Origin of the sequence: Kordiimonas sp. SCSIO 12603, assembly GCF_024398035.1 — a bacterium.
Lineage (GTDB): Bacteria > Pseudomonadota > Alphaproteobacteria > Sphingomonadales > Kordiimonadaceae > Kordiimonas.
In genome coordinates, this window is record NZ_CP073748.1 from 1,304,143 (window position 1) to 1,329,030 (window position 24,888).

Annotated in this window: 25 protein-coding genes; 9 read left to right on the top strand and 16 right to left on the bottom strand. The window is 46.5% G+C overall.

Annotation, left to right across the window (positions count from 1 at the left end; genetic code table 11):
• Positions 1-3 precede the first annotated feature (3 nt).
• From KFE96_RS05855 to KFE96_RS05900, 10 genes are all read right to left on the bottom strand, one after another.
• The gene (locus KFE96_RS05855; protein ID WP_255835052.1) at positions 4-1,227 is read right to left on the bottom strand and encodes a hypothetical protein; all 1,224 of its coding nucleotides are present in this window, start codon (positions 1,225-1,227) and stop codon (positions 4-6) included.
• 9 nt (positions 1,228-1,236) lie between these two features.
• On the bottom strand, positions 1,237-1,923 hold the full coding sequence (locus tag KFE96_RS05860; RefSeq protein WP_255835053.1) for a CpaD family pilus assembly lipoprotein: 687 nt from the start codon (positions 1,921-1,923) through the stop codon (positions 1,237-1,239).
• A gap of 12 nt (positions 1,924-1,935) precedes the next feature.
• Positions 1,936-3,375 carry a type II and III secretion system protein family protein gene (locus KFE96_RS05865; protein WP_255835054.1) on the bottom strand — a complete coding sequence of 480 codons (1,440 nt, stop codon included), beginning with the start codon at positions 3,373-3,375 and terminating at the stop codon, positions 1,936-1,938.
• Positions 3,372-4,277, bottom strand: coding sequence for a Flp pilus assembly protein CpaB (gene cpaB, locus KFE96_RS05870; RefSeq protein WP_255835055.1), 906 nt, complete (start codon positions 4,275-4,277; stop codon positions 3,372-3,374). The genes KFE96_RS05865 and cpaB overlap by 4 nt, the downstream gene beginning before the upstream one ends.
• Positions 4,278-4,373: 96 nt before the next feature.
• The gene (locus tag KFE96_RS05875; RefSeq protein ID WP_255835056.1) at positions 4,374-4,865 is read right to left on the bottom strand and encodes a prepilin peptidase; all 492 of its coding nucleotides are present in this window, start codon (positions 4,863-4,865) and stop codon (positions 4,374-4,376) included.
• Positions 4,866-4,983: 118 nt separating this feature from the next.
• The gene (locus tag KFE96_RS05880; protein ID WP_255835057.1) at positions 4,984-5,208 is read right to left on the bottom strand and encodes a Flp family type IVb pilin; all 225 of its coding nucleotides are present in this window, start codon (positions 5,206-5,208) and stop codon (positions 4,984-4,986) included.
• Positions 5,209-5,649: 441 nt separating this feature from the next.
• The gene (locus KFE96_RS05885; protein WP_255835058.1) at positions 5,650-6,807 is read right to left on the bottom strand and encodes an aromatic ring-hydroxylating dioxygenase subunit alpha; all 1,158 of its coding nucleotides are present in this window, start codon (positions 6,805-6,807) and stop codon (positions 5,650-5,652) included.
• Positions 6,808-6,904: 97 nt separating this feature from the next.
• Positions 6,905-7,465, bottom strand: coding sequence for a TadE/TadG family type IV pilus assembly protein (locus tag KFE96_RS05890; protein ID WP_255835059.1), 561 nt, complete (start codon positions 7,463-7,465; stop codon positions 6,905-6,907).
• A complete protein-coding gene (locus tag KFE96_RS05895; protein WP_255835060.1) occupies positions 7,452-8,024 on the bottom strand; it encodes a TadE/TadG family type IV pilus assembly protein in 573 nt (190 codons plus the stop codon). Before KFE96_RS05895 ends, KFE96_RS05890 begins: the two co-directional genes overlap by 14 nt.
• An 8-nt stretch (positions 8,025-8,032) precedes the next feature.
• Positions 8,033-9,502: a pilus assembly protein TadG-related protein gene (locus KFE96_RS05900; protein ID WP_255835061.1), complete on the bottom strand. Its 1,470-nt coding sequence runs from the start codon at positions 9,500-9,502 to the stop codon at positions 8,033-8,035.
• A gap of 483 nt (positions 9,503-9,985) precedes the next feature.
• On the opposite strand from KFE96_RS05900, the gene KFE96_RS05905 reads away from it, so the two are divergent.
• On the top strand, positions 9,986-10,978 hold the full coding sequence (locus KFE96_RS05905) for an alpha/beta fold hydrolase (RefSeq protein WP_255835062.1): 993 nt from the start codon (positions 9,986-9,988) through the stop codon (positions 10,976-10,978).
• 86 nt (positions 10,979-11,064) lie between these two features.
• Here KFE96_RS05905 and KFE96_RS05910 read toward each other — a convergent pair whose 3' ends face one another.
• Positions 11,065-11,685, bottom strand: a complete 621-nt coding sequence (locus tag KFE96_RS05910) for a TetR/AcrR family transcriptional regulator (RefSeq protein ID WP_255835063.1) — start codon at positions 11,683-11,685, stop codon at positions 11,065-11,067.
• A gap of 120 nt (positions 11,686-11,805) precedes the next feature.
• Positions 11,806-12,621 (bottom strand): histidinol-phosphatase, encoded by an 816-nt coding sequence (hisN, locus tag KFE96_RS05915; protein ID WP_255835064.1) that lies wholly within the window; start codon positions 12,619-12,621, stop codon positions 11,806-11,808.
• Between the two features lie 94 nt (positions 12,622-12,715).
• Between hisN and KFE96_RS05920 the strand changes: the two genes are divergently transcribed.
• Positions 12,716-13,843 (top strand): FAD-binding oxidoreductase, encoded by a 1,128-nt coding sequence (locus KFE96_RS05920; RefSeq protein ID WP_255835065.1) that lies wholly within the window; start codon positions 12,716-12,718, stop codon positions 13,841-13,843.
• A gap of 11 nt (positions 13,844-13,854) precedes the next feature.
• Here the strand turns inward: KFE96_RS05920 and KFE96_RS05925 are convergent, their stop codons facing one another.
• Complete coding sequence (locus tag KFE96_RS05925; RefSeq protein ID WP_255835066.1) at positions 13,855-14,106, bottom strand: GlsB/YeaQ/YmgE family stress response membrane protein; 252 nt, start codon at positions 14,104-14,106, stop codon at positions 13,855-13,857.
• A gap of 12 nt (positions 14,107-14,118) precedes the next feature.
• Positions 14,119-14,346: a YqaE/Pmp3 family membrane protein gene (locus KFE96_RS05930; RefSeq protein ID WP_247015356.1), complete on the bottom strand. Its 228-nt coding sequence runs from the start codon at positions 14,344-14,346 to the stop codon at positions 14,119-14,121.
• 204 nt (positions 14,347-14,550) lie between these two features.
• Between KFE96_RS05930 and KFE96_RS05935 the strand changes: the two genes are divergently transcribed.
• Positions 14,551-15,915, top strand: coding sequence for a methyl-accepting chemotaxis protein (locus tag KFE96_RS05935; protein ID WP_255835067.1), 1,365 nt, complete (start codon positions 14,551-14,553; stop codon positions 15,913-15,915).
• A 38-nt stretch (positions 15,916-15,953) separates the two neighbouring features.
• Here the strand turns inward: KFE96_RS05935 and KFE96_RS05940 are convergent, their stop codons facing one another.
• Together KFE96_RS05940 and KFE96_RS05945 are read right to left on the bottom strand one after the other, a co-directional pair.
• Complete coding sequence (locus KFE96_RS05940) at positions 15,954-16,730, bottom strand: hypothetical protein (protein ID WP_255835068.1); 777 nt, start codon at positions 16,728-16,730, stop codon at positions 15,954-15,956.
• Between the two features lie 154 nt (positions 16,731-16,884).
• Positions 16,885-17,649: a hypothetical protein gene (locus KFE96_RS05945; RefSeq protein ID WP_255835069.1), complete on the bottom strand. Its 765-nt coding sequence runs from the start codon at positions 17,647-17,649 to the stop codon at positions 16,885-16,887.
• A 204-nt stretch (positions 17,650-17,853) separates the two neighbouring features.
• Here KFE96_RS05945 and KFE96_RS05950 point away from each other — a divergent pair, with 204 nt between their 5' ends.
• The 6 genes from KFE96_RS05950 (at position 17,854) to KFE96_RS05975 (ending at position 24,843) form a co-directional block, all read left to right on the top strand.
• On the top strand, positions 17,854-19,962 hold the full coding sequence (locus tag KFE96_RS05950) for a methyl-accepting chemotaxis protein (protein ID WP_255835070.1): 2,109 nt from the start codon (positions 17,854-17,856) through the stop codon (positions 19,960-19,962).
• Between the two features lie 87 nt (positions 19,963-20,049).
• Entirely contained in the window at positions 20,050-20,880 is an 831-nt protein-coding gene (locus KFE96_RS05955; protein ID WP_255835071.1) for a mechanosensitive ion channel family protein, read from the top strand.
• Between the two features lie 305 nt (positions 20,881-21,185).
• Positions 21,186-21,842, top strand: a complete 657-nt coding sequence (locus KFE96_RS05960; RefSeq protein ID WP_255835072.1) for a penicillin-binding protein activator LpoB — start codon at positions 21,186-21,188, stop codon at positions 21,840-21,842.
• 57 nt (positions 21,843-21,899) lie between these two features.
• Positions 21,900-23,525, top strand: a complete 1,626-nt coding sequence (locus KFE96_RS05965; protein WP_255835073.1) for a hypothetical protein — start codon at positions 21,900-21,902, stop codon at positions 23,523-23,525.
• The gene (locus tag KFE96_RS05970; protein ID WP_255835074.1) at positions 23,522-23,992 is read left to right on the top strand and encodes a hypothetical protein; all 471 of its coding nucleotides are present in this window, start codon (positions 23,522-23,524) and stop codon (positions 23,990-23,992) included. The genes KFE96_RS05965 and KFE96_RS05970 overlap by 4 nt, the downstream gene beginning before the upstream one ends.
• 2 nt (positions 23,993-23,994) lie before the next feature.
• Complete coding sequence (locus KFE96_RS05975) at positions 23,995-24,843, top strand: hypothetical protein (RefSeq protein ID WP_255835075.1); 849 nt, start codon at positions 23,995-23,997, stop codon at positions 24,841-24,843.
• The last annotated feature ends 45 nt before the right edge of the window (positions 24,844-24,888 follow it).

The window sequence follows — 24,888 nt, forward strand, 5'->3', positions numbered from 1 at the left end:
TGTTTAGCTAGCTTTGCGCTGCAAAAGCTTGTTAACCCATGATGGTTTTTGCCCATCTGCATTTTCGCTGTCTGAGGTAAACAGGCTGTTAACAGCCTTCATACCTGCGGTAACTTTTCCTGATTTTGTGTGATCAGCGATAACTGTGCCTTGTTGCACAGCAAGAAGCATTGCTTTCGCATCAAACGGTACGCGTGCGTTGATTTCTGTTTCGATGCTATTGGCGAAATCTTTCTCTTCCACTTCAGCAGGAACTGCACCCAGCTTATTCAGAACCACGTGAACTGATGCCGCTGGCGCACAGGTTTTTAAATAAGCCTTCAGGCGGATGCAGTCCCGCGCTGAAGAAAGGGAAAGATCGGTAACAAGAACAATGTCCGTGGCTGTGTTCAGCACTTCCGGTTGCTCAGGTACCATGTGACGCGGCATATCCACCACAACATTTCGGTATGTATTTGCCATTGTATCAACAAGGTGTTCAAGCGCCCCTTCTGCAGGGCGTGGTACTACGCCAATCGCCGCTTCCGTGCAGAGAATGGAAAGCTTTTCGCTTGGCTTCACCACTGCGCGGTCAAGGAACAGGCCATCAACTCGGTTTGGGTTATCAAGTGCATCTAATAGGCCCCGGCCGGGTTCCAGATCAAACTGGATTGCAGATGAACTGAAATGAAAATCAAGATCCAGAAGGGCTGTGCTTTCACCGCCGTTCGCACTCAGCCAAGCGGTGTTTGCAGCAAGTGTGCTTGTGCCCATGCCGCCACGGACCCCAATGAAGAAAATAGTTTTCCCTTCACTGGCTGGGCCTTCTTCTTCTACTTCCTCAACAGCATTCATGGCTTCTTCAGCTGAATGCATGGCTGCTTTGATAACATCAACTGCAAGAGGTTTTACCAGATAATCATGAACACCAGCGTGTAGCAGGTCTCGGTAGAGACCTACATCGTTGAGAGCACCAATAGTGAGAACAACGGTACCTTCTTCACATACTTCTGCGAGCGCTTGAACGTCTGCCCGAGGATCTTCACTGTCAGATAAATCAACAATTAGAAATTCAGGGCACGGCATGGCTCCAAGCGCTCGCACAGCTCCCGCGATACCACCTGAAAAGACCATATTTTCTGACCAGCCACGGCTTGGTGCAGCAGCCTTTAAAAGGTCAATGGTTGCTTCATCGCAGCAGTAGGCTGCGAAAGTTTCTCGTTCGGTTTTCTTTGAAGGACCTGTCATCATATCCTCCTAGTTGCTGCCACTTGAATTGGTATTTGTCGGCGCAATCTCGTTTAATCCTTCCACTGAGAAGGTTACCCTGGGGCCTGTGCTTGCTGGTTGTGATAAGCCGTTAACCGCCGAAACTGCAGCTTGCGCATTTGCTCTGCCGTTTTGTCCTGCCACCAGATCGCGTGGGTTCGCTACCATCAAATTTAGAGTAGCGGTTGTTGCACAGCCGTGGAATGGCGCCGCGTTGTTTGGGTCAATAGAGGCATTGTCTGCTGGCCAAACCCCGCAGTTAGGCACAGTAACCTGATAGCGTTCTACATACAGCATAACGCCTTGTTCAGACGGTGCCTTTCCGAGAGGTGCAACCCCGCCAAACGTGAGTCCACGTTCTTTCAGAAATTCCTGAATAGCTTCCAAGCGTTTCGGGGTGGCGGATGGTGCGTCCAGCATAATGATGTCGCCGTAGCCTGCATTTACGCTGGTTAGGAATGCATGCATGGATACAGCGGATTGAGCAGATAGTGTGTCAGTACCATCAGCCTCAGGGCGAATTTCAAATGGCAGGCGAACCAGTTCCACGCTGGAACGATTAACTGCATCTGTATGACGGGTTGTACTGCTTGTTTGACATGCGCTCAACGCTATGATGCCGAGCGCTAAAAGAGCGGTTTTAGGGGCGGATTGTATCATGTGCCTAATCATCATACTGTCCTTCCATTAATCTAACTGGAAACCAGCACGTTGCTTCAGGGAAGCACCTGTGCGGTTATCTTGGTTTGCGATAGTATTTTGAGTACTGCCTTCCCAGCTTTTACCGTTCAGGATGCGGTTCACATCATTTGGTGCGATAAAGTTATCTGTAGGCAGGTTGATGTGTCTGTTTGACACTGGTTTCACCAGATACGGTGTCACCACAATAAGCAGTTCTGTTTCTTCACGGCGGAAACGATCAGAACGGAAGAGAGCACCAATGATCGGGATATCACCAAGGCCGGGGTATTTATCCTTATCCTGAGAAACACTGTTTTCAATAAGCCCCGCGATTGCGAAGGATTGGCCACTTCCCAGTTCAATAGTGGTTTCTGCACGCCGTGTGCTGATAGACGGCACGCTGATACCGTTGATACGGATCGCACCAGCATCGGAAAGATCACTTACTTCCGGGCGAACCTGCATGGAAATACGGCCCGAGTTTAGAACAGTTGGTGTGAAATCCAGCTTTACTCCAAATTCACGATATTCAATGCCAATACCGTCACGGCTAGGGATTGGAATTGGGAATTCACCGCCCGCAAGGAAATTCGCTGCCTGACCTGTTAGCGCTGTTAGGTTTGGCTCTGCCAGAACGGTAAGGAAACCTTCGCGGTCAAGTGCATCAATAGCATAGTTCAGGTCAAGATTGCCCGGAGTGATGGCACCCACAAGTGATCCTGTATCTGCGCCAGGTACAAATACCTTTGAAGGAATGCCTGTAACAGGATCAGGCACCAGATCAAAAACATTACGGCCGGTTGCGATACCAATACCTGCGCTGCTACCGGATAGGAAGCCTTCCCAACTTACACCCAGCTGTTTAAGGACGGTGCGGGAAACTTCAGCAATGCGAACACGAAGGTTCACCTGAGTTGGCTGAAGTACATTGATGTTATTCATTACCTGATCAGTACCTAAAACAGACTTTGCAAGCTGTTCAGCAAGCGCTGCCTGATCAGGTGCGCCAACGTTACCCTGAAGCACAATAAGTTCACCAAGTGTAGTGGCGCTAATTGGTGAGCCGGGCATCATGCGTTCGAACGCTTTATTAAGTGCTGAAAGATTGCGTGTTACGGCAATGCCAGAACTGAAGATGGTGTTATCCTGTTCGTCAAGCGCATAGAAGGTGGTTTCGCCCTGCGCTTTCCCGAAGATATAAACAACCCGTGCTGATTTAACCTGCACATCTGCAATTTCAGGGTTCGCGATAAATACTTCAGATGCAGGGCGATCAAGACGTACAAGGGTGCCTTTGTTGATTTCAATGCTCATGCCGCCTGCGTGCGGTGTTACAAGTTCTGCGCCTGATACTTTGTTAAGGGTTGCAGGGTTTGAAGCTTCTGCAGCTAGCGGAGTGCACAAAATGCTGCTCGCAAGTGCTATATACTTAATGGATTTTATCATTTGTCATCTCCATCAGATGGAAGATTGTCTGGCTGCGTGTCACCAGTACCATTTGAAGGGACAACAACTGTTGCAACGCTGCCTCTTGCTACACGGATTGAATTCTTTTTACCGTTGATACGAGGTAGGTATTTACTAACATCGTTGCCGTGGCTTTGGCTTGTTGTCACCATGATTGGTGGTGTGTTTGGATCTGCCAGAAGGCCATCATTACCGCGCTCCAGCGATCTGAGAGCAAGTGAAAGCTTTCCAACATTTGCGACAATCGCAAGCTTTTCAGCCATGCTTTGGGTAACTTCAAGAGTAGCTGTTTTGGCTACTTTTACCTTGTCGTTCTGTTGGTTTTTCTGATCTGTCGCGAGCACACGTACATTTTGGAAAATGGTCTCTGCAACCTGATATTTCTCACGGCGGGTTACTTCAACGGCGTGAGTAAGGATCACATCAACACGGTCGCCCGGAACGATGAAGCCAGCCACGCCTGATGTTGCTGTAACAGGTACTGTGAAAGCACGCATTCCTGGGGTTAATGTCGCAGCAAGAACACCACTTGCACCTTTTTTTACCAATGCTGATTTGGTGATTGGATCACCTTCATTCATAGGTGTGCGTACGATGGTGCCAACCAGATCTTTTATCTTTGCATTTGGTTTGCTGTAGTAGGCTTTGTTCACACCGCTCTTGGGCCAAGCCTGCCAAACGAGGTTTTCCGCAGTAATCGTTGAACCTACATGGAGATCTGTTTTCGCCACAAGGATTTGGGCGGCGGGTGTTTTTGCTGTCAAAACCTGCGCTTGTTGTGCTTGTTGCTGTGCATTTGAAAGGTATGAGCGGGTCATAAACCAGACCAGTACCATGCCTGCAAATGCAACAAGAATGAGGAGTAGTTTTTTGATGCTCATGTTTGCCTCCCGGTGGTACAGAAACCTGTACTTCTACCGAATTTCCCCAACTCTTCCGGGCCTTATGCCATCAGAAAAGCATGCAATCCTTTGGCTTTATGTCACCAAAGAGGAAAAGCGTTGAAAACAAACCCAGAGACCACCAGCGGCGATTGCAACGCCGTAAGGTACTTTAGCTTGATCAAGTGTTGTTTCTTTACTGAGTTGGGCATGAACCAAAGTTCCTGTGGCTACAAAGCCGCCCAATAAAGTTACATAGAGTACGAAATGAAGGCTTAGGGCAGGGCCCGCGAAGAGTGCGGTAGCTGCCATCAGTTTCACATCGCCTCCCCCCATAAGCCTGAGCGCAAAAAGGCCAGCACCAATGAGGAACACAACGAGAGCACTTAAGAGAGGCCAAACAACAGCCCCTAAAAATGCGGCACCTGATATCACTTCAGCAAAGGCAAAAACAGTAAACAAACCACAAATGGCAACCGATAAAGCATTCGGTATTCGCCTAGACTGCAAATCAGATACCGCCGCCGCGATAAGCAAGCCTGAAAAAGCTACCGCGATAAAAATATCTATGCCTGAGATGATCTGCATGGTTCTGTTTTTGCCTGTTATCTGGGTACTATTTTACAAATTTCCCAAAAATAAAGCCGCCGGAAAACTGCCATCCCCCGGCGGCTTTTGATAGGTTAATTGATGTGTGTTCTACTGCTTAAGGTGTAGTAGAGCCGCCAGAGCCACCAGAGCTGCCTGTGTCTGTTGCGTCAACATTTCCATCAAGTGTTGTGGAAGCTTCACCAAAGATTGTCTGTAGTGAACCGCCTAGCGCGCCAAGTGCTGTGATGAGGCCAATAGCAACAAGTGCTGCGATAAGACCATATTCAATTGCAGTAGCGCCTTCTTCATTACGGCGTAGTTTAGAAAGAAACTTAGTCATTTTTATTCTCCAGCTGCCAAGTTCGGATGAGTTTTTTATACGGCTTGAGTCTTAAATAAAAAGTTAACGTCAATCCTAAAAAGATATTTAAAAACAATAACTTAAATGAAATTTAATATCTAATTATCTTCAAATTTTATCTAAATTTTAAAGCTGTTGAAAATGCGTGATAATTCGCCGTGATTAAAATTTTAATCACTGAATTGGGAGCTGTTGAGAGGAGGAGAAAAAAGTAAAAAACTGTTTTTTTTGTTGCTGTGACTGTTGAAAATTAACAGCTAGCGGGATGATTTGACGTAAATATTAAAGAATCTTACCCACAAAACTTCAGGTTTAGCGGCAAAAGGAATCGGTTTTTGCCGCTTTTGGGGCGGAATAAAGGAGAAGATTCGGTTCGAAAAGAATCACTTTCCTAAGGAATATATAGGGACTTTATGTGAGCTATCGTTCTGGATTTAGAAATAGGTCGGCTTCGGCTGTTGAAGCGAAGGCTATTGGCTTAGCACCAAAGAGCCGCGAACCCAGATATTGCCGAAAATCGATCAGGCTTTGTTCCATATCAACCAGTTTTCCGCCTGTGGTTTTCTTTGAATGCATGCCTCGCTGCACGCGTTCGCAAATCCATTTGTCTTCTTCCAGAAAAGCAGCTGTGAAATCGGCTGATATTTTATCATCGTTTCCAGGTTCGTTACTAATTCCTCCGGACATGATCTGGCACTTTTCCGCTGCCTTGGGCAAAACAGCAATCCACTGCAAGCTGCCGTAAGTTAGAATGCCAATAAAATTGGGCGGCAAAAATATCAGGAGATAATGGCTATATGCCTCAGGTACTTTACCGGTGAGCCACTTTTCAAGGGTGCTTCTTGTGTCTGCCATTTTACCACCGGTTAAGGTCCACTCGGAACTACCCGCCACATAGTATGAAGTTTTGCTGGGTGTTATGGTTTCCAGTGTTTCTTCATGAACCTTGAAAAGGTGATAGCTTTCTATGGCGTTTTCCACGGCCAGCTTCCAGTTCACCTGCCATTCTTCACCACCAGATTTAACGCCGTGGATAAAACTATGGGGTTCAAATAAGTGAAGATAATCATTGATACCTTCTACGCGAGCAGCAAAAGGAGATGGTTTTTCAGCTAAATTGACGAACAAAAGCCCATGCCAGCTTTCAAGATGAAAGGCGGGCAAACAGTGTTCTGATTTTTCGGGTTTATGGTTCCGCGTAAAAGGTGCCCCTTTGAATTTGCCTGTCTGGTCATAAACCCAGGCGTGGTATGGGCAGGTAATGTGCTTTTCAACCGTGCCGTATCCTTCATCAAGAAGTGGTGTGCCGCGGTGACGACAGATATTGGAAAGCGCACGGATTTCACCGTCGGCACCGTGGATTAGTGCAATTGCTTCACCTGCAACAGTGAGTGCGAAATAATCACCAGGATTGGGGAGAAGCTGTTCAGCACATACAAAAACCCAGTCATTCCCGAAGATATGATCCATCTCCAGATCGTAGATTTTCTTGTCGTGATAAACCTCAAAGGGCAGAGATGCAGCCTCGGAAAGGGAATGGGAAGCCGAGGCTGCATAGGCTTGAGGGAGGTTGAGCATGGTATCATTCCTGATATTTTGTCTGAATTGGGCTATAGACAGAATATGGGAATGAATTGTTTATTGTCAACATTGACAATTTATAGAAGCAGCTCCTTCAACTGGTGATTTCCTGCAAAGCGCCAAGGCGCGGCCGGAAATAAGACACTTTCCGGATTGTACGAGATGGCAAAAAATCAAACATGATGGGTTCGTAGGAATAGAAAATTTCCGTCGCGATGATGGTTTCATTATCTCGCATAGTAAATGCATCTGGTAAATTTGCCGGATCACCTTCTGCACCAAACATGCTGCTTTCTGCTAAGCCGCCACCCCCAATGCGTTGCCAGAAAATGCTTGCAGGAACGGTGCTTGTTTGGCTGACGGAGCTAACAATTGCCACAACATCAGTGGGGTCGTTGTAGGGAGCGATAATTTGAGGTACGGCGGAAAAAATATCCTGCATTGTTGCTTCCGAAATTTCTTCATCCCGCGTTACCAGGTCTGCTATTGCAACGACCGTATGTTGGGCTTTCAGATTCAACAGCAGGTAATGGCCAGCTTCAACGATGCCAATGAAAAGCGTTAAATAAAGCGGTACGGAAAGCGCCAGTTCTGTTAATACACTTCCTTCCTCATCGCTTTTTAAGCGCTTTAGAAAGTTTCTAATATGGCTCATTGCGCACCGCCACTGTTGCTGAAACGGAAACGTTCCGATAGGCCCAATCAGCAAAGCCCGTAAGGCTGCTGATATCATAGTTTACGCGGTAAAGAACAATGTCCCCACCGCCGCCAAGGCCGGATATAGCCATATCGGCGTCCCACTGGCCATTGCCGTTTACATCAGTGTAATCTTCACCTTCATCATAACTGCCGCTGGCATTGTCATCGATAAAAGGTTCTGGTTCGCCGATATCTGCAAAATTTTCATAGACCAGTGTTTCGATATTCACTGTATCCATATTTACCTGGCCAAATGTTTGCTCGCGGATGATATCGCGCACCTGTTGTTCGCGGGTGGTGCCTTCTTCATTAGAACCGGTAATACCGAACCGAGATGCTTGCAGAACGGCATTTTCAATCGCTGCCGCTACGAAGAAATAATGGGCAATTTCCAGCACGCCAATCATGGTGGTAAGCAGCACCGGAAGGCCAATCGCGGTTTCCACAACAATGGCACCTTCTTCATCTTGCTGAAGGCGTTTTTTAAAGGACCATATGTGAGACAAGAACGACATAGTTACCTTTATTTTGAAAGCCTGAGATTTGAAAGCTGGCGACCAATTTTATCAAACACATCCTGAAGTTCGTCATTATTGGGTGCGTGAAAATAAAAGCCGGGGTTAGTTGCGCACGCTTCAAACGCGGAGCGTGTGGAAGAATCTGGGGTGCTTCCAAAAGTGATCCCGTAAATTAAAATGTCATCGTCTTTGATGTTTGTGCAGATTTCATCAAACCGATCATCCACATCATCGCGGGCATCATAGATGGAGCTGTGGCCCATATCCTGAATAGTGCCGTATGCAGTGTAATCAGACCCACCAAGTTGGCTGATACGAGAGATAAACTCATTTTTACCATCGGTTAGGATGACGATCACTTTGTCCATGAAAGCGGCATCATGGGCAAGCGGCAGGTTACTTGGCGTGTCACCGCCCCACAGGCCTTGCCAGCGAGGGCTGATAACACGCCAACCCCAAGCGAGACCTGTGGGTGTAGCGGTCCCGCCAAAGCTCCAGGGTTCCATTTCCTCAATTGCATCCAACACTTTGGTTTTGCTGGCAACGAGGGGTAATATTTCTTGGCCGCAGCCGCGGTTAGGACCCTTGGCCAATGAACGGCTATTTGCTTCGTAAATTGATACGACACCGTTATGAATCCAGTTATTGGGCCTGTAGTATGAGTTGTAAGCGGGTTCATCTGGCCAGAACCAGGGCTCAAATGGTTCTATGCTGGGTGGAGTATCTGTAAGATCTTCACCGTCGTCCCGCGCAAACAGGCAGCCCGACCATTCAGTTGTTCTGTATTCGCCATTATCAATTTTCTGAAGGCCAGCTTCTGAAAGCCAGCTTTCATGCCCGTCACCAACATTCACATGAGCTACATAAGGTACGACCCCAACCCAAAGATTGTTGTTGGTATCATTTTCGCCGTACACGGCTTCCACCAGAAGTTCGGCTGCTTCTTTCGCTGCATCAATCTTGCCGTTATTGCGCATTGAGCCTGTATTATCCATTACAATAACAAGTTCCATGCCGCGGGTTTCGCGGGTGATTTCGGTATCGGCCGAAACGGTCACTTCATTCACACCGAAGATACGGCTGAAATATGTATCCACCGATGCTGTAGCTGTTAGTGTAATAAGCTTGTTATCATTGCTGAAGTTGATAACCATTTCGCTGGATTTGACCACGTCACCGATGGCAGCAATATTTGCATCGAAAAATTCCTGCGCATCAGATTCCATATCATTGATATCAAGAGCATGACCTGCGGCCAGACCAGCGCTATCAAGTGATTTCTGTAAAACATCCTTCACATAGAACATGCGTGCACCGTCTACGGTTAGCCCGGCTGCGCTTGTTAGCACCAATATACTGGTGGCAACAGCAGGCATAAGACTGCCTCGGTCATCCTGCCATAGGTTCTTTGCGAAATTCATCAACTTGCGGCCTAAGCAAGTGGAGAGTTTATACGTATGGTTCTTTTTCATCATGATATTTGCCTGATCACTTACCCCTAAAGTGAACTATGCAAATGGAAATTCTGTAAATCTTTGCGGACAATTTTAACTAAACTGGGCTCAGTTTGAGCAGTTCGGTCATTTAGAAAAATAACTATAGTATATTGATATAAAAGAACTTTAAGGCAGGCTGTCGATGTGGGTGTGACAGTTTGTTGATAAACGAAGTGAAATTTTGTGATCAACGATACCATAGAAAAAATATGTGAAACTACACAGCGAGAGGTTGGGTGCTTTACTTGAAAGTGATGATTCGTCACTCGCGTGAAAGCGTTTATGGTGGGCCTTATTGAGCGCGGAACCTCGTGAAACAGCCTTTGTTCTACGGAAATTTTACTGGAAATTAACCATAAGACTGTGCATGCTGATAGATATATCAGTCTAAGTGGCTGAAATATTTAGGCATACTGCATATTTAGTAAGGGGAATAATATGCAAACTATGGCGGAGGCGTGTGTGAGTAACGACAAGCTACCAACACAAGAGATGTTGGATTTTGCGAAGGCTAACCGGAGAGAGCCACCTAAAGATACGGTGTTTGACTATTTCAAGTCCACCGATGGAGAACAAATCCGGTTCGCCAGATTTCCTGCCAGTAATGTGCTTGATATTAAAGGTACAGTTATCTTTATTCCGGGCCGTACGGAATTTATCGAAAAATTCGTAGAGGATGTTCATATCTTCAATGCGCTGGGTTTTGCCTGTGCGGCAATGGATTTGCGGGGGCAAGGTATGTCTTACCGTCCGCACCCAGACCGTGAAAAGCATTTTGTTCGCAGCTTTGATCCTCATCTTGAAGATTTGAAGACCTTTTTTGATAAGGTGCTGACCAACAAGATGGAAAAGCCATATATTCTGATGGGCCACTCGGCGGGATCGCATGTCATTCTCCGGTTCTTGAAAGAACATCCGGGATATGCGGATGCGGCTATCACGGTTGCGCCGATGGTGAAGGTTAATGGCGGTGGTGTACCAGATTTTATATTAAGTGGCTTACCGTGGGTTATGCGCCATCTAGGGCTTGGCGGAAGTTATATCCCGGGTCATACAGCCTTTAAAACAGGCCGTTGGGGCTGGCGTAAAAAGCTTACCCATGATGATGACCGGTTCGAAGATGAAGATTACTTTATCCATAATAAAGATCGTCGTTTAGCAGTAGGCGGTGCCACTCATAAATGGCTGTGGGAAGCTGTGAAATCTACCAAAAAGCTAAATGCGCTTGGTTATGCTGAAGCTATTGATACACCAGTGTTGATGCTTCAGGCCGGGGAAGATCAAATTGTGGATAATGATGCCCAAGATAAATTGGTTGCGCGTATGCCAAATGCCCGTTTGGTGAAGGTAGAAGGCGCCATGCATGAAATCCTGAAAGAAACCGATGATCATCGAGCTGATGTCTGGAATGCTATCAGAGAATTTATGAGCCTAAGAGAGCGACCTGAGTTTTAAAGTATGCTTCAGATTTTGGGCACTAGAGTTAAAAAGGCCGCCGATCATAGTTCGGCGGCCTTTTTATTTAGAATCTAGATTGAGTATCAGGCGACGTTTTGCGCATCAATGCTCGCCGGTGTTTCGGCAAGGCCAAGGCCTTTTAAAATTGTCTCCGCCATAGCATACAGCTGTTGCCGATCACGGATTACTTTACTCATCATATTGATGCCGACCATCTGGGATACAAAAGTTGCTGCGGTGGTGCGGGGATTATCTACCCCTGTTAGTTCACCGCTATCTATGGCGTGCTCAAGAAGTTCTGTATAGCGGTCAACACGGGTTCCCATAATATCCCGGAAAACATGCGCTACTTCACAGCTGTTTTCATTGTTGGCCATGCCATTTGTAACAAGACAGCCTTTGGCGTCTTCATCATCCATTCTTGCATCAATCAAGTTTTCAAAAACTTTTCTGAACGCAGGCAGAATAGGATCGCCTTCTTTCAAGTCACTCATGAAACGATCGCAAGACTGTTTGCCATACAAAGCAAGAACTTCACTGAACAGTGCTTCGCGTGAAACGAAACTGTTATAGAAACTGGACCGAGTGATAGACATACGCGAAGAGAGCTCGCTTACGGACGTAGGTTCATACCCCTGTTCCCAGAAAGCGTCGAGCGCAATTGCTATTGCATCATCTCGATTAAATTTTGCAGGTCTTCCCATGGCTACCCCTCCTTAGGTTTACTGCGGTTTCAATATCCGTTGAATATATAGTCCTTGAGGTTTGTTTTGCCAAAACAATCTTGTGAAATGTTTCACTTTGTCGCTTTAAGCTAGGAAATTTTACTCATTTATGGTGTGTAGTGCGGCTTTAAGGAGACCTTTGTCACCCACCACAAGTAATTTCCCGCAATCCCCAGGAGCTTGACCTTGCCAATTTGTTGCACTGCCTCCGGCTCCGCGTACAATCGGAATCAGTGCCATCATGTCATAAGGTTTCAAGCCACTTTCTATAACGAGATCCATAAACCCCGCAGCGACAATACCATAAGCGTAGCAATCCATGCCATACCTTATAAGTTTGCTCTGGTTCAAAATCGCGTTAAAGATCGTACGTTCGTCATCTTTGAATAGATCAGGATCGGTTGTAGAAATAGTTGCATCTGATAACGAGGCGCATGACCGTGTTGAAATAGCCTCTCCATTTAGAGTTGCTCCTTCTGTCCACCCGAGATAGCGTTCTTTGATGTAAGGCTGATCCAGAATACCAATCACAGGTACACCTTCATGCTTCAGGGCAATAAGAGTTCCCCATGTTGGTAAGCCCGAGATAAAAGCGCGAGTGCCATCAACTGGGTCCAGAACCCATTCAAATGGGCTGTCTGTTTTCTTTATGCCGTATTCTTCCCCGTGAATGCTGTGATCAGGAAAGCGTTCATCAATCAGGGCTCTGATGGCTCGCTCGGCACCTTGGTCCGCCTCTGTTACGGGGTCAAAACCGTTATCACCCAGTTTATTATCAATATCCACTTTCTGCCTGAAGTACTTAAGTGTCACTTCGGCTGCTGCATCTGCCAGTTCACAGGCAAACTGTTTCAGAGTTTCTACTGAAACGCCGCTCAGGGTCTCTGGAAGAGTAGTTGGTTGGATATAGCTCATGATCAGCCCCTTTTTCATGAAACAAAGTGATGGACGCTTGCCAAACTGGCGACTTTAGACCACATATGACCCAGTAAAAGCAACGGGTACTGTTATGTTGGATACTGAATTTTTAGTTATTGGTGGTGGAATTGCGGGAGCGGGAGTTGCCTATTTCCTGGCGCCACATGCAAAGGTTATGCTTCTGGATATGGAAGCACAAGCCGGCTACCACACAACAGGTAGGTCCGCAGCTTTTTACGCAGAAACATATGGTGGCCCACTGCTTCAACCATTAACAACGGCCTCAAAAGCATTTCTGTTGTCTCCGCCTGTGGAGGTATCTGAAATCCCGGTCCTTACCCAGATGGGGGCTATCCATGTGATGAAAGAGGAACAGCGTAGCGCAGCAGAAAACCTTCTGGAAGAAATGAAGGAACTACCGGGAGTAAGAGAACTATCAGTAAATGAGGTTCTTGAGCGCGCACCGCATCTCGATAAAACTCAGTTTACCGCCGGGGTGAATGATCCTGAGTGCGGGAACCTTGATGTAGCAACATTGCATCAGGGCTATTTACGTGCCGCAAAAAAAATGGGTTTAGAAGTTCGTCTGGAAGACGGCTTTGAGAGTGCTGAATTTAAAGAGGATCACTGGTTGGTAAAAACCCGAAAAGGGCAAATAACAGCCAGGACACTTATTAATGCGTCAGGTGCCTGGGCAGATGATGTTGCTATAAAAGCGCACGTTCAGCCACTTAAGCTTAAACCGCTGCGCCGTACCATTGTAACAATACCAAGCCCTGAAGGGTTGCCATTTGAGAAAAATAGCCCGGTTGTGATTGATGTGGAGGAAAGCTTCTATTTCAAACCTGAAGGTGCAGGTTATCTTGTGTCTCCGGCGGATGAAACATTAAGCCCCGCATGCGATGCACAGCCAGAACTTGAAGATATTGCGATGGCTGTGGAGCATTTTCAGAATGCAACAGGCAGTACGGTTGAGAAGATTGAAGCGAAATGGGCAGGGCTTAGAACTTTTGCAAAAGATAAAGCGCCCGTTATCGGATATGATGAAAATCAGCCAAATTTCTTCTGGAATGTTGGGCAGGGTGGATACGGTATTCAAACGTCCCCTGCATGGTCAGAGCTTGCCGCTAATCTGGCAATGGGTAATGCTGTGCCAGAGCATCTTAGAAAGCATGGTGTGAAGGCCGAACCATATCGTCCGGCCCGTTTGCTTGATTAAGGTTGGTAGTTCTAGTCTCTGCTACGGCGTTTCTTTACGCCAATATCAAACATAAGCATGAGAAGAACGGCACCCGCTGTGCCTGCAATAATATCAGCTATCAGACCATTTACATGGAAGCCGATAATACCAAACAGGAACTTACCTATAACGCCGCCTGCGATACCGATTAGAATGTTCCAGAAGGCCCCCATGCCTTCGCCGCGCAGGATTTTACCTGCGATGAAACCAACAAGTGCACCAATAAGAATTGAATAGATCATTATTTGCTCCCCTTAGTAACGACTATATCTATCATAGCGTCCATAACGAGCTCTGTCATAATCCATTTCACGACGCAACTCATCATTTCTGTATTGGCTAAGGGAATATACCGCCCAAATGGCTGCTACGGGCCACCCGATAACGGTTAGCCATAAAAGTGCACAGAAAATTCCTTGAATGGGCCGCCAGATTGTAAAGAAAACCAACGGCGGGAAAATGATCGCCAACAAAAGGCGCATTCGTTCCTCCTATATCCTCGCAATGTGTGTCGTTCATGCCCTCTTACGGGGCCTATAAAAAAATATGTAAGAATTAATCATGATTTTACAAGGGGTAGGGATTCCTTAAGGATATCGGGGCATTTTTTGTGATGCAATTGAGGCACCTTATGGTAACAATTGCGCGGGGGCAGAATGATTGTTTTGGGTCAAGGGGATTATTGAGTGACCAACTTCTTGCGTAACTTTAAAGTTAATGTACGTATCTGGACATTAACTGGCCTAGCCTTTCTAGGCATGCTGTTTATTGTTTTTGAGTTTAATACGCTTATCGAAGAATTGCGCAGCGGTACTGTGAGCGATGCCCAGTTCGAAGACGATGAGTTTATGGTCTATGTTTGGACCGCTGTTTTCATGGCACTTATTCTGTTTTTGTCATGGTCTATCACTAACAGTGTGATGAAACCTCTTCGGCGTTTGCAGCAAGAGCTCGAAATTCTTTCCAATGGTAATTATGAAACAGCTGTTTCTGACCTGAACCATAGAGATGGTATCGCCGCCATGGCGCGTGCGGCAGAGCATCTCCGTGAAGGTGCTCTGGAAACCGAAAAGTTACGTGAAGAGGCTGAAGAAGCCCGCCTTGCTCGAGAAAACGAAGAGCGTGAACAGGAGCGTCGCCGTATTGAGGAAGAAAGCCGTCAGCGTGAAGAAGAAATCCAGCGCCAACAGCAGATGCAGGATGAACGCACCCGTATGCAATCGGAAATGGCTGATAGCTTTGAAAGTGAAGTGTCTAGCGTTATTCAGTCTCTTTCAAGTTCAGTTGCTGAACTGCAGATGGCTGCGGATACTATGACAGATGCGATTGAGCAAACTAGCGTAGAAGTGAACTCGGCTGCAGGCGCAACGAATGCGACTGGACAGGATATGGTTTCCGTTGCCGAGGCTACAGAAGGCCTTACAGGCGCCATTGGTGAAATTCGTACGCAGGTAGAGCAGGCGAATACTATTACCACTAATGCAATGAATGTGGCGAAGGACGCCGAGGGCCGAGTTACGTCTCTGACCGCTGCTTCTGACCGCATTTCAGAGGTGGTGCACCTTATTAACGATATTGCCGAGCAAACTAACCTGCTGGCACTGAACGCGACGATTGAAGCAGCGCGTGCCGGTGAGGCAGGTAAAGGTTTCGCGGTTGTGGCTTCTGAGGTGAAAAACCTTGCGAACCAAACGGCAAGTGCAACGCAGGAAATTGAAGAGCAGGTAAGTGCGATGCAGTCAGCCACGCACCAGACAGTGGACGCGGTGAAAACTATCCATAAAACCATTGACCAGGTGAGTGAGATTTCGGGCATGATTGCTGCCGCGGTTGTAGAGCAGGAAGCCTCTACGGGTGAAATTAGCCGCAGCGTTCAAAACGCAAGTCAGGGCACCGCTAACCTGAGCCATAACGTAGGCCGCGTGCAGGAAATGGCCGAACGTAGTTCTGGCGCTGCAAAAGTGGTGAATGAAAGTTCCGGTGGCCTTACCGAGCAAACAAGCGTGCTTGAACAATCAGTAAACCGTTTCTTACAGCGGCTTCATGGTTAAAGGGTTACATTTCCAAACGATTAGAAAAGCACGCTAAATCAGCGTGCTTTTTTTTGTGCATGAACACCTTGGCTTTTGAAGAATTTTTCAAACTCTGCATCTAGCCAACCGCTTTCGGTGATTTCTTTAAGGCGTGACTGTAGATGAGCTAGAAAAGGTGCTGTTTTTTCATTCTTGAAACAAATGATGCCGTCTACGAGTTTATCCAGCTTTATATCAGTTTTGGTGATTTTATCGCTCACACCAAGGCGCGGGGCAAGCGTATCCAGATCAAAATCAAATCCAACCAGTGCCTCAATACGGCCGATAGATAACAGGTTCAGCATCTGTACCTGACTTTGCAGAGAAAAATCTTCTTTCAGGCCATATTTCCGGATAATGCGCAGCAGATTAACATCGGAAGCCAGGCGCAAATTACGTAGCTCTTCAATGCTCATTGGAACAGGGCTGCCAGCTGGCACATAAACTGTTACAAACAGTTCCCTGATAGGGCCAACGAACACTAATTCATCAGCGGTAATGCCGTTATTTTCCCATGCATCAAGTGCTCCGGTGGAAATATAGTTGCAGTCCAGATCCCGGTTAATCATTAACCGTGTAAGCCGTGCTGAAGGGTAAAAGGTGATATTATAGTCACCGTCATACCCTTTAGTAAGTTCTTCCAGCACCTTATGATAAACGCCAACGCCGTTTTCCTCATAGGCGTATGGAATTTCAAGACTGGCTATGTTGATAGAAGTTGATGTGTCGTCTGCGCCCGTTTCCCCTGATAAACTTAAGAATAGAAGTGCTAATAAGCTATTCCTAAAATTCATTCATATCCCCTGTTTCCCTCGCCCCCCTTAGGCTTGGATGGATACTATCTGTGCCTTTTCATTTTTCAGACAGGTTTTTGATAGCATTACTGTGATGAAGGTGTATTTCGCCCGCATCAATTGGATACTCTAAAACTCTTGTAATAAACGGTCGTTATTGTTGGCTTTGGCTTGCGAAAAATTTCTCAAACTCAGCGTCCAGCCAACCGCTTTCGGTAATTTCTTTCAGTTTGTTACGCAGGTGTGCCCGAAACGGCGCTGTTTTTTCGTTTTTAAAGCACACAACGCCGTCTACAAGCTTATCCAGTTTGATATCTGTCTTTACGATTTTATCAGTTACACCAAGGCGCGGGGCTAGAGTGTCGAGGTCAAAATCATATCCAACAAGGGCTTCAATACGGGCAATGGAAAGAAGGTTCAGCATTTGTACCTGGCTTTGAAGGGCAAATGATTCCTTTAATCCGTATCGGCGCACGGTATGGACAAGGTTCACATCCGATGCCAGGCGCATGGTTTTCAGATCTTCAATGGTATGGGGTACTTTACCGCCAGCGGGTACATATACTGTTACAAACAGCTCCCTGATAGGGCCAATAAACTCTAATTCATCAGCACTGATGCCGTCTTTTTCCCAGCGTTCAATTTTTTCTGTACCGATAAAATCACAGTCCACTTCCCGGTTCGTTACCAAGCGGTTGAAACGGGCGGACGGCATGAAGGAGACGGTTACGTCACCTTTATAGCCTTCAGTCAGCTTTTTAAACACGGTGTTATAAACGCCGTCGCCTGTTTCTGTGTAGGCATAGGGAATTTCCATGCTGGCGACTGTAATGTCATCGTCAGCGGCATTTACTTCAAAAATTGAAGCAAAGAAAAATGTGGAAAGCAGGGTGCTCACAAGATTTGTTTTCGCACGCATCACTTTATGGCCTCTAGTATTCTCGGTTTAGGGGAATAAATCCCCGTGTGGTGTTATTAGTTATAAGCATAAACCAATATCCGTTAATTTTTCTATACCATTACAATTGTTAATGAATTCACCCACGGAAAGGTGAATAAATTTGTAACATATTGTCCATATAGCTAACCCAAAGATATTAAGTGTACGATTGGGGTCGGCAAAATGGCATTCAAGTTTTCTAATATCTCCCTGCGGTGGAGAATTGGGGCAATTGTTCTCACGGCGTCTGTGGGTTTCCTTATCATTGCGGCAACGGTTTTTGTTACCAGTCGCGAACGAAACGCGGTCGATCAGGTAGCTCTGAAGCTAGAGCGGATGACCGGAGAAGCAAATACGCTTAACCTCGCGGTTCTGAAAATGCGTCAGCACGAGAAAGATTTTCTCCTAAATCGGGATATGGGGTTTGTAACGGCTTATAAGTCGGAACTTCGGATGGCTCTGGCGCTGGAAAGTAGCCTGCAGAGTGAAATTGGTGATGCTGAAACCAAACAGGAACTCCAATTTATTCGGCAAGCTATAACCTCCCACGGCAGGCGCTTCGAAGCGCTTGTCAAAACCATGCAGCAGTTAGGCCTAACGGAAAACGAAGGGCTTGAAGGGGCACTTCGTTCTTCTGTGCATAATGCTGAAGCGCAGCTCAAAGCCTACAGTGCTGATGCTCTTACGGTAAAAATGCTGATGATGCGCCGCCATGAGAAAGATTTCATCATGCGGAAGGCAGATAAATATATTGGCCGTCATGCAACGAGGCTTGCGGAGTTCGAAGCATTATTACCAGCCTCCACGGTCCCCGAGGGCGAGCGCAGTGCTTTGATGGAACTGATGAAGACTTATCACAGTACCTTTAAAGATTTCGCAGATATCACCCTTAATCGGGAGGCTACTGTTACCGATCTTGCGGCATTATTTGAACCAGTGCCGGAACTGCTGGACGGTGTGGTGCAATACCTTGAGTTTTCCGCAAGTGAGGCAGAGGCTGAACGTACCCGGGTGCAAGATGGTGCTGAACAGCTTATTGTTATTGCCATCACCCTCACCACAATCATTGCGGCGCTGTTCAGTATTTTCGTGGGCTTTTCCATTAGTCGCCCCATGGAGCGTGTGCGCCTGAGTGTACAAAATATCGCAGGCGGCGCGCTTGATACTGATGTGCCGTGCGTAAGCCAAACCAATTCCATCGGTGCTCTTGCACGCGCTGTGGATGAAATGCGTGAAGCGATTAAAGCAGGGGAAATTATTAAAGCCAAAGCTGCCGAGCGAGAACGAGAAGAAGGTCGCAGGCGCGAGGAAGAAATCCGCCGCCAGGCAGAGATGGAACGCAGGCAACAGGAACGTGAAGCAACAGAGGCCGTGCGCCGCATGGAAGCTGCACAGAAAATTGATGGTCTGATTGAAAACTTCAGACGCGATAGCAATGCTATGAGCACTGTGCTTGTGCGGTCTGTAGAGGCGCTTCAGGCTACAGCAAGCCGCATGGCCGAAATTGCTGAAGATGCTACAAAAAGCTCATACCACGTACAAAATACAACAGAAGAAACGGCTGATAGCGTGCGGGTGGTTTCCAGCGTTACCGATGAAGTTTCCCAAGCTATCAGCGATATGAATGCGCAGGTAAAATCAGCGAGTGATACATCCGCAAATACAGTAAATCGCACCGAAGAGGGCAGCGAGGCTATTCGGAGACTTGAAGAAAATTCAGGCAAGATTGGTGAAATCCTTAACCTTATTGATGATATTGCCGATCAAACCAACCTTCTGGCGCTGAATGCTACCATTGAAGCCGCGCGTGCGGGTGATGCGGGTAAAGGTTTTGCTGTTGTTGCCTCAGAAGTGAAAAACCTTGCAGGTCAAACAGCAAGCGCAACCGGGGAAATCGCAACCCAAATTGAAAATATGCGTGCTGCAACCGAGCAGGCGGTAAAGGCCAATAAGGAAACGGTGGACGGGATTACGGCTCTGAACCAGACACTGGTTTCTATCTCTGGCGCGGTGGCCCAGCAGGATGCATCCACCCACACGGTGCAGGCAAATGTAGAAACTGCAGCTCGAAGTACAGAAGATGTAAGTCGGGAGATTTTGAATGTGGTTTCCCGTTCTTCTGAAACCAGTGCAGAGGCCAACAGCGTAATGCAGGCTGCTGAGGATATGAGCGGTGCTGCAGAAAAGCTCACGGTTTTGATCAGTTCCTTCCTTGATAATGTACAGCAGGTAAAAGGCATGCTCGGGAATGACGTTACGCATCCGCCAGAAATCATGCTTAAAAGTGCATAGACCAAAGGTTTAAAGACGCCTGTTCCCTTTGCGCTTGAAATTCGCTATTGTAACCAAGGGTTTCAGGTGCACCGTGATTGAGGAAAAATGATGGATTTTTTTAAGACAGACTCTGCGCTCTATGATGAGTGGATTTCAAAGGGCATTGATATGGGCCTCGCCATTCTTGGCGCCCTCCTTATTTTATTTATTGGTCTCCGTGTTGCGGGCTTCGCTGAAAAGCAGTTAAGAAAGCTCCTTGGTAAAAGTAAAAAGATGGATGAAACGGTTTCCCAGTTCCTTGCGAGCTTGGCGAAATATACCATTATCATTATCACCTTCATTGCTATTCTCGGCCAGTTCGGCATTGAAACAACCAGCCTTGTTGCTGTTGTTGGTGCTGCCGGCCTTGCTATTGGTCTTGCGATGCAAGGCACGCTTTCAAACGTTGCGGCTGGTGTGATGCTTCTTATCTTCCGTCCGTTCAAGGTGGGGCAGTTTGTTGAAGTGGCAGGCCACTCTGGTGTTGTGAAAGCGATCACTCTCTTTGTAACTGAGATGGATACTGGCGATAATGTACGTATTGTTATCCCGAACGGCAGTGTGTGGGGCAGCAGCATCCGCAACTTTAACCATCATGATATCCGCCGCCTTGATCAGGTTTACGGTATTGGTTACGGCGATGATATCGATAAAGCGATGGATGTAATCAAAGGCGTATTGGCGTCTGATGACCGCTGTAAGACAGACCCAGAAGCACTTGTTGCAGTGGTTGGTCTTGGTGAAAGCAGTGTGGATATTGTTGTGCGCGTTTGGTGTAATGCCAGCGATTATTGGCCGCTTAACTTTGCTCTGCTCAAAGCAGTGAAAGAAGCGTTCGATAAAGAAGGCATCAGCATCCCATACCCATGCCGCTCGCTTTACATGGAAAAAAGCTGATTCATGACCTGTAGATAAACTTATGGGTGTTAATTAAGGGCGTTTTCTTAACGCTCTTTTTTTTAAACTTATGTTCTTTTTCGAAAACCTCCAAGATCATATTATAGTTGTATTTTCAATGTTTTAAGATTTTTTTTAAAATCTATACAATAATAAAGCACGCAATAGGAGAAACTATTTTCTTGACTCTAAACTATTAAACTAATCTTATTTTCCATGCAGAGGGGGTTATGTTTGGATGAACTATAAGTTCGTTCCCCCTTTATCTATGTCTATACAATCAATGATTAGGTCGGGGAATTCTCATGCGCCAAATTAGTTCATTTTCTAAGTTCATTAAAAAATCAGTAATGTTAACAGCACTATGTGGTGTTTTGGCAGCATGTGGCGGGCAGGCAGTTCATAATTCTGCGGGGGTAGCAACTGTTTCGCAAGATCCATCACGTACAGGCGCTGTTGCTGGGGTTGGCATTGAAGGCCAAGACATTCAGGCGATGACTGATCAGATGATGAGAGACATGCTGACAAACCCAATGCTGGCTAATGCAGCAAACCCCCCGGCAATTATTGTTGATAGTGGTTTCTTCGTGAATGATAGCACCCAGCGTATGAACAAAGACCTGATTACCAATCGCCTTCGCGTGAACCTAAACCGTGCTTCTATGGGGCGGATGGTTTTTGTTGGCCGTAATTATGCAGGCATGGTGCAGCAAGAACGTTCATTAAAGCGTGAAGGTGTGGTTGATACCGCAACACGCGGCACTACACAGGCACAGGCTGGTGCTGATTACCGCCTTGGTGGCACAATTGCTTCATCAGATAGCCGCGATGCACGCACAGGCATGATGCAGCGTTACACCCAAATTACCTTTGAAATGGTTGATCTGGAACGTGGTGTTATTGTCTGGAGTGGCATTTATGAGCTTTCAAAAGCTGCCGCAGATGATGTTGTTTACCGCTAACACTATTTTCAAGCCAACCTTTCAATAAGGTTGGCTTTTTCTTTTGGGGGTTAAAAGATGCAGAAATCAACTTTATTAGCGACTGTCGCCATTTGCGGCTTGGTTGCATTTACACCTGTGGTCGCTGACGATAGTGCCGCTCTTCTGGCGCTGAGAAGCCAACCTGCTGTTAGCCAGGATGCACTTGCGCATGAACAGCAATTACAGGCACGCCATGACTATTTGAAAACAACCCTTAAAGCTGGTGGGCTTTCCAAAGCTGAAAAAAAGCAAATGAAGGCTGATTTGAAGGTTGTAAAAAAAGAACTGAAAGCAGTTAAAAAGGCTAATAAAAAAGCGCAGAAAGCTTATGATAAACGATTGGCTTCCTTAACGAAAAATCTTCGCAAACAATATGGTATGGGGCCATATCCAGCAGAAATTTCGAACTTTGTCGCAGATAAACCTGAAGTGTTAAAGCCGTTTTATTCAAGCTTGTTCATTGAAGGTGAACGGAACGCCACGTTGAATTTGAACCGTCTTGGTTTGGCCGCAATGGAAGCAGGTTATTATGGGCATGCTGAATGGGCGTTTGATCGTGCGATTGATAAAATCGAAGCAATTTATGCTGATAACCCACAGGCGAAAGCCGCGAAATCCAAGTTTAAAGAGGAATCTGTAAAAGATTTTAAAGGCGAGCCATATGAACGCGCTATGGCATATTATTATCGTGGGCTGCTTTATCTTCGGATTGGAGATTATGAAAACGCCCGGGCCGTTTTTCGTGCTGGCGAATATCAGGATTCGGTCTCTGATCTGGAAGAATTTCAGGCTGATTTTGCGGTTTTGAATTATCTGGATGGTTGGGCACTTCAGTGCCAAGGTAGAAATGGGGAAGAACCCTTCCGTCGGGCCAACGAAGTGCGCCCTAACTTAGCGGCGCCAGCGCCAGAAAATAATACATTAATGATTTCAGAATTGGGTGCAGGGCCACAAAAAATTGGCGAAGGTAAATATAACGAAATTCTGAAATTTGAGAAAGATGAACGCTTTGGTGAAACCAATGCCAGGTTCATCGTGGAGAACCGCACAGGCGCGACAACAGAATTTACGAATGAAATTGCTTCAAGCGTTTATTGGCAATCTTCCACGCGCGGTGGCCGCCCTATTGATGGCTTACTTGAAGGGAAAGCTTCCTTTAAGGAAACAACAGATGCCATTGGCGATGGACTGGCAACTGTAGGAACAGGCGTGGCGCTCGCAGGCCTCGCATCGGGAGATTCTGATGCCGCTCTTATCGGGGCTGGGGTTGCTATTATTGGCGGTATTTTCTCTGCTGTATCTGCCAGTTCAAAGCCGCAAGCTGATACACGTATGTGGGATAACTTGCCTGATTTGGTAACAGTAAGCACGGGCGCGTTCCGCAGTGTTGGGGAGTATCGCTATTCAACCGTTTATTCTGGCCCACACGGTGATATTGCATCGCCATCAGAAGTTTACATGATGGGTGGGGATGATACCTGCGGCATTATATGGACCAGATCGCGTAGCGCATTAAATGTTCCGGAATCAAGCCCCGGCGCTCGTATGACATGGAAGAAAATGCGCAAACAGAAAAAGCGTGTCCAGCAGAAGGATATGAACTTCCGAAATTGGCTGCTTGTTGAAGCACCAATAGATACTTTACAGGCTGAATTAAGATGAAAAAAATATTAACGCTTGCTGCGGTTCTTGCAGCAGGGGCTTCTGTTGCAGAAGCCTCAACCGCTGTTGGTCCAACAGTGAAATGTGATTTTCGCCCCTATAAAAATGTAGTACGCGCGGGCCCGGCTCTTATTTCGGATGTGCCAACAACCATGACAGCAATTCCCCTGAATGCTGTGCAAATTGTTGATAAAAACATTCGTAAGAAAATTCTTCCACAGGCTGTGTTTTCGAAACGCACAGCGACAGGTACGGTTGAAGTTATGACACGGCTTGTTAACTGTACGGATTATAATCAAGAAGTGCTGGTAAGAACCTCGTTTATGGATATGAACCAGATGCCGCTTGAACCAACAACCGTTTGGAAGCGAGTGTTTTTATCACCAAAAGCCACGCAGGTTTATTCCGAAAAATCTATTTCTACTGGCGTGGGGTATTTTCTTATTGAAGTAGACGAAGGGGATTAAGCATGAAGCTATTTATGAAAGCCTGTGTTTTTGCGCTGGCCTGTTCCGCGTTTTATGTGCCTTCGGTTTCCGCACAGCAACGCCCGAATGTACCGCCGGTGATGAAAAAAGCACCTGAGCCCAAACTGCCTGATCAGAAAGAATTTATCAAAGCCTTCTATCGAGAAAATAAAAAGAAGAGCAGGCCCCGTTTTATACTATTCTGGAACCGGGAATTTTCTGATGAAGTTGTCACATATTATATTGATTATGTAGCTGCCAGTTCAAACGCTTATGCTAGCGCCAGCCACAACCCCTATACAGGGCGGACAACGGCCAATGTTTCACCAGGAACGACTGAAGTTACATCTGGTACCCGTCGTTTGAACAAAGATCAGGCCCGAGAAAATCTAAGGGAATTGTTGAATATGAAGCTGGAAAGCAGCTTCAAAAAAACCATGATCCGGGGTGGTACGCGAGTGATTAACCGGGAAATGGCAATTCGGACGACTGGGGCTGATGCAGCCAGCAATGAAGAGGTGAACACACACTCGTTGGAAACCAAAGCCATGGTTGGTAAGGCGGATTTGATGATTGAAATCCTCCTAACCCCAAGTATGGAAACAGAATCCGGTTTTGCCTTTCAGATGAATGTGATTGAGATTGAAACAGGTGAGAATATCGCCAGCTTGTTTACGGATGGTATGCCTCCTGTGATTAACCGACAGGAATTTATTGCCACTAACCGTGGTTTTGAACGCCACACTTTCCTTGAAGGTTTTAGTGATGAAGCTGTCGGCCGCCAATTAGCCATTGAAACCATGAAGGAATTAACCAGTTATTGGCAGATGATTGCGGAAATGGAAGGTTAATAGAGAAACGCAAGGTTACTTCACCTTTATAGCAGATGCATAGAA

Coding starts and splice junctions, on each gene's coding strand:
- KFE96_RS05855 (WP_255835052.1), bottom strand. CDS start 1,227: ATGACAGGTCCTTCAAAGAAAACCGAACGAGAAACTTTCGCAGCCTAC.
- KFE96_RS05860 (WP_255835053.1), bottom strand. CDS start 1,923: ATGATGATTAGGCACATGATACAATCCGCCCCTAAAACCGCTCTTTTA.
- KFE96_RS05865 (WP_255835054.1), bottom strand. CDS start 3,375: ATGATAAAATCCATTAAGTATATAGCACTTGCGAGCAGCATTTTGTGC.
- cpaB (WP_255835055.1), bottom strand. CDS start 4,277: ATGAGCATCAAAAAACTACTCCTCATTCTTGTTGCATTTGCAGGCATG.
- KFE96_RS05875 (WP_255835056.1), bottom strand. CDS start 4,865: ATGCAGATCATCTCAGGCATAGATATTTTTATCGCGGTAGCTTTTTCA.
- KFE96_RS05880 (WP_255835057.1), bottom strand. CDS start 5,208: ATGACTAAGTTTCTTTCTAAACTACGCCGTAATGAAGAAGGCGCTACT.
- KFE96_RS05885 (WP_255835058.1), bottom strand. CDS start 6,807: ATGCTCAACCTCCCTCAAGCCTATGCAGCCTCGGCTTCCCATTCCCTT.
- KFE96_RS05890 (WP_255835059.1), bottom strand. CDS start 7,465: ATGAGCCATATTAGAAACTTTCTAAAGCGCTTAAAAAGCGATGAGGAA.
- KFE96_RS05895 (WP_255835060.1), bottom strand. CDS start 8,024: ATGTCGTTCTTGTCTCACATATGGTCCTTTAAAAAACGCCTTCAGCAA.
- KFE96_RS05900 (WP_255835061.1), bottom strand. CDS start 9,502: ATGATGAAAAAGAACCATACGTATAAACTCTCCACTTGCTTAGGCCGC.
- KFE96_RS05910 (WP_255835063.1), bottom strand. CDS start 11,685: ATGGGAAGACCTGCAAAATTTAATCGAGATGATGCAATAGCAATTGCG.
- hisN (WP_255835064.1), bottom strand. CDS start 12,621: ATGAGCTATATCCAACCAACTACTCTTCCAGAGACCCTGAGCGGCGTT.
- KFE96_RS05920 (WP_255835065.1), top strand. CDS start 12,716: ATGTTGGATACTGAATTTTTAGTTATTGGTGGTGGAATTGCGGGAGCG.
- KFE96_RS05925 (WP_255835066.1), bottom strand. CDS start 14,106: ATGATCTATTCAATTCTTATTGGTGCACTTGTTGGTTTCATCGCAGGT.
- KFE96_RS05930 (WP_247015356.1), bottom strand. CDS start 14,346: ATGCGCCTTTTGTTGGCGATCATTTTCCCGCCGTTGGTTTTCTTTACA.
- KFE96_RS05940 (WP_255835068.1), bottom strand. CDS start 16,730: ATGAATTTTAGGAATAGCTTATTAGCACTTCTATTCTTAAGTTTATCA.
- KFE96_RS05945 (WP_255835069.1), bottom strand. CDS start 17,649: ATGCGTGCGAAAACAAATCTTGTGAGCACCCTGCTTTCCACATTTTTC.
- KFE96_RS05950 (WP_255835070.1), top strand. CDS start 17,854: ATGGCATTCAAGTTTTCTAATATCTCCCTGCGGTGGAGAATTGGGGCA.
- KFE96_RS05955 (WP_255835071.1), top strand. CDS start 20,050: ATGATGGATTTTTTTAAGACAGACTCTGCGCTCTATGATGAGTGGATT.
- KFE96_RS05960 (WP_255835072.1), top strand. CDS start 21,186: ATGCGCCAAATTAGTTCATTTTCTAAGTTCATTAAAAAATCAGTAATG.
- KFE96_RS05965 (WP_255835073.1), top strand. CDS start 21,900: ATGCAGAAATCAACTTTATTAGCGACTGTCGCCATTTGCGGCTTGGTT.
- KFE96_RS05970 (WP_255835074.1), top strand. CDS start 23,522: ATGAAAAAAATATTAACGCTTGCTGCGGTTCTTGCAGCAGGGGCTTCT.
- KFE96_RS05975 (WP_255835075.1), top strand. CDS start 23,995: ATGAAGCTATTTATGAAAGCCTGTGTTTTTGCGCTGGCCTGTTCCGCG.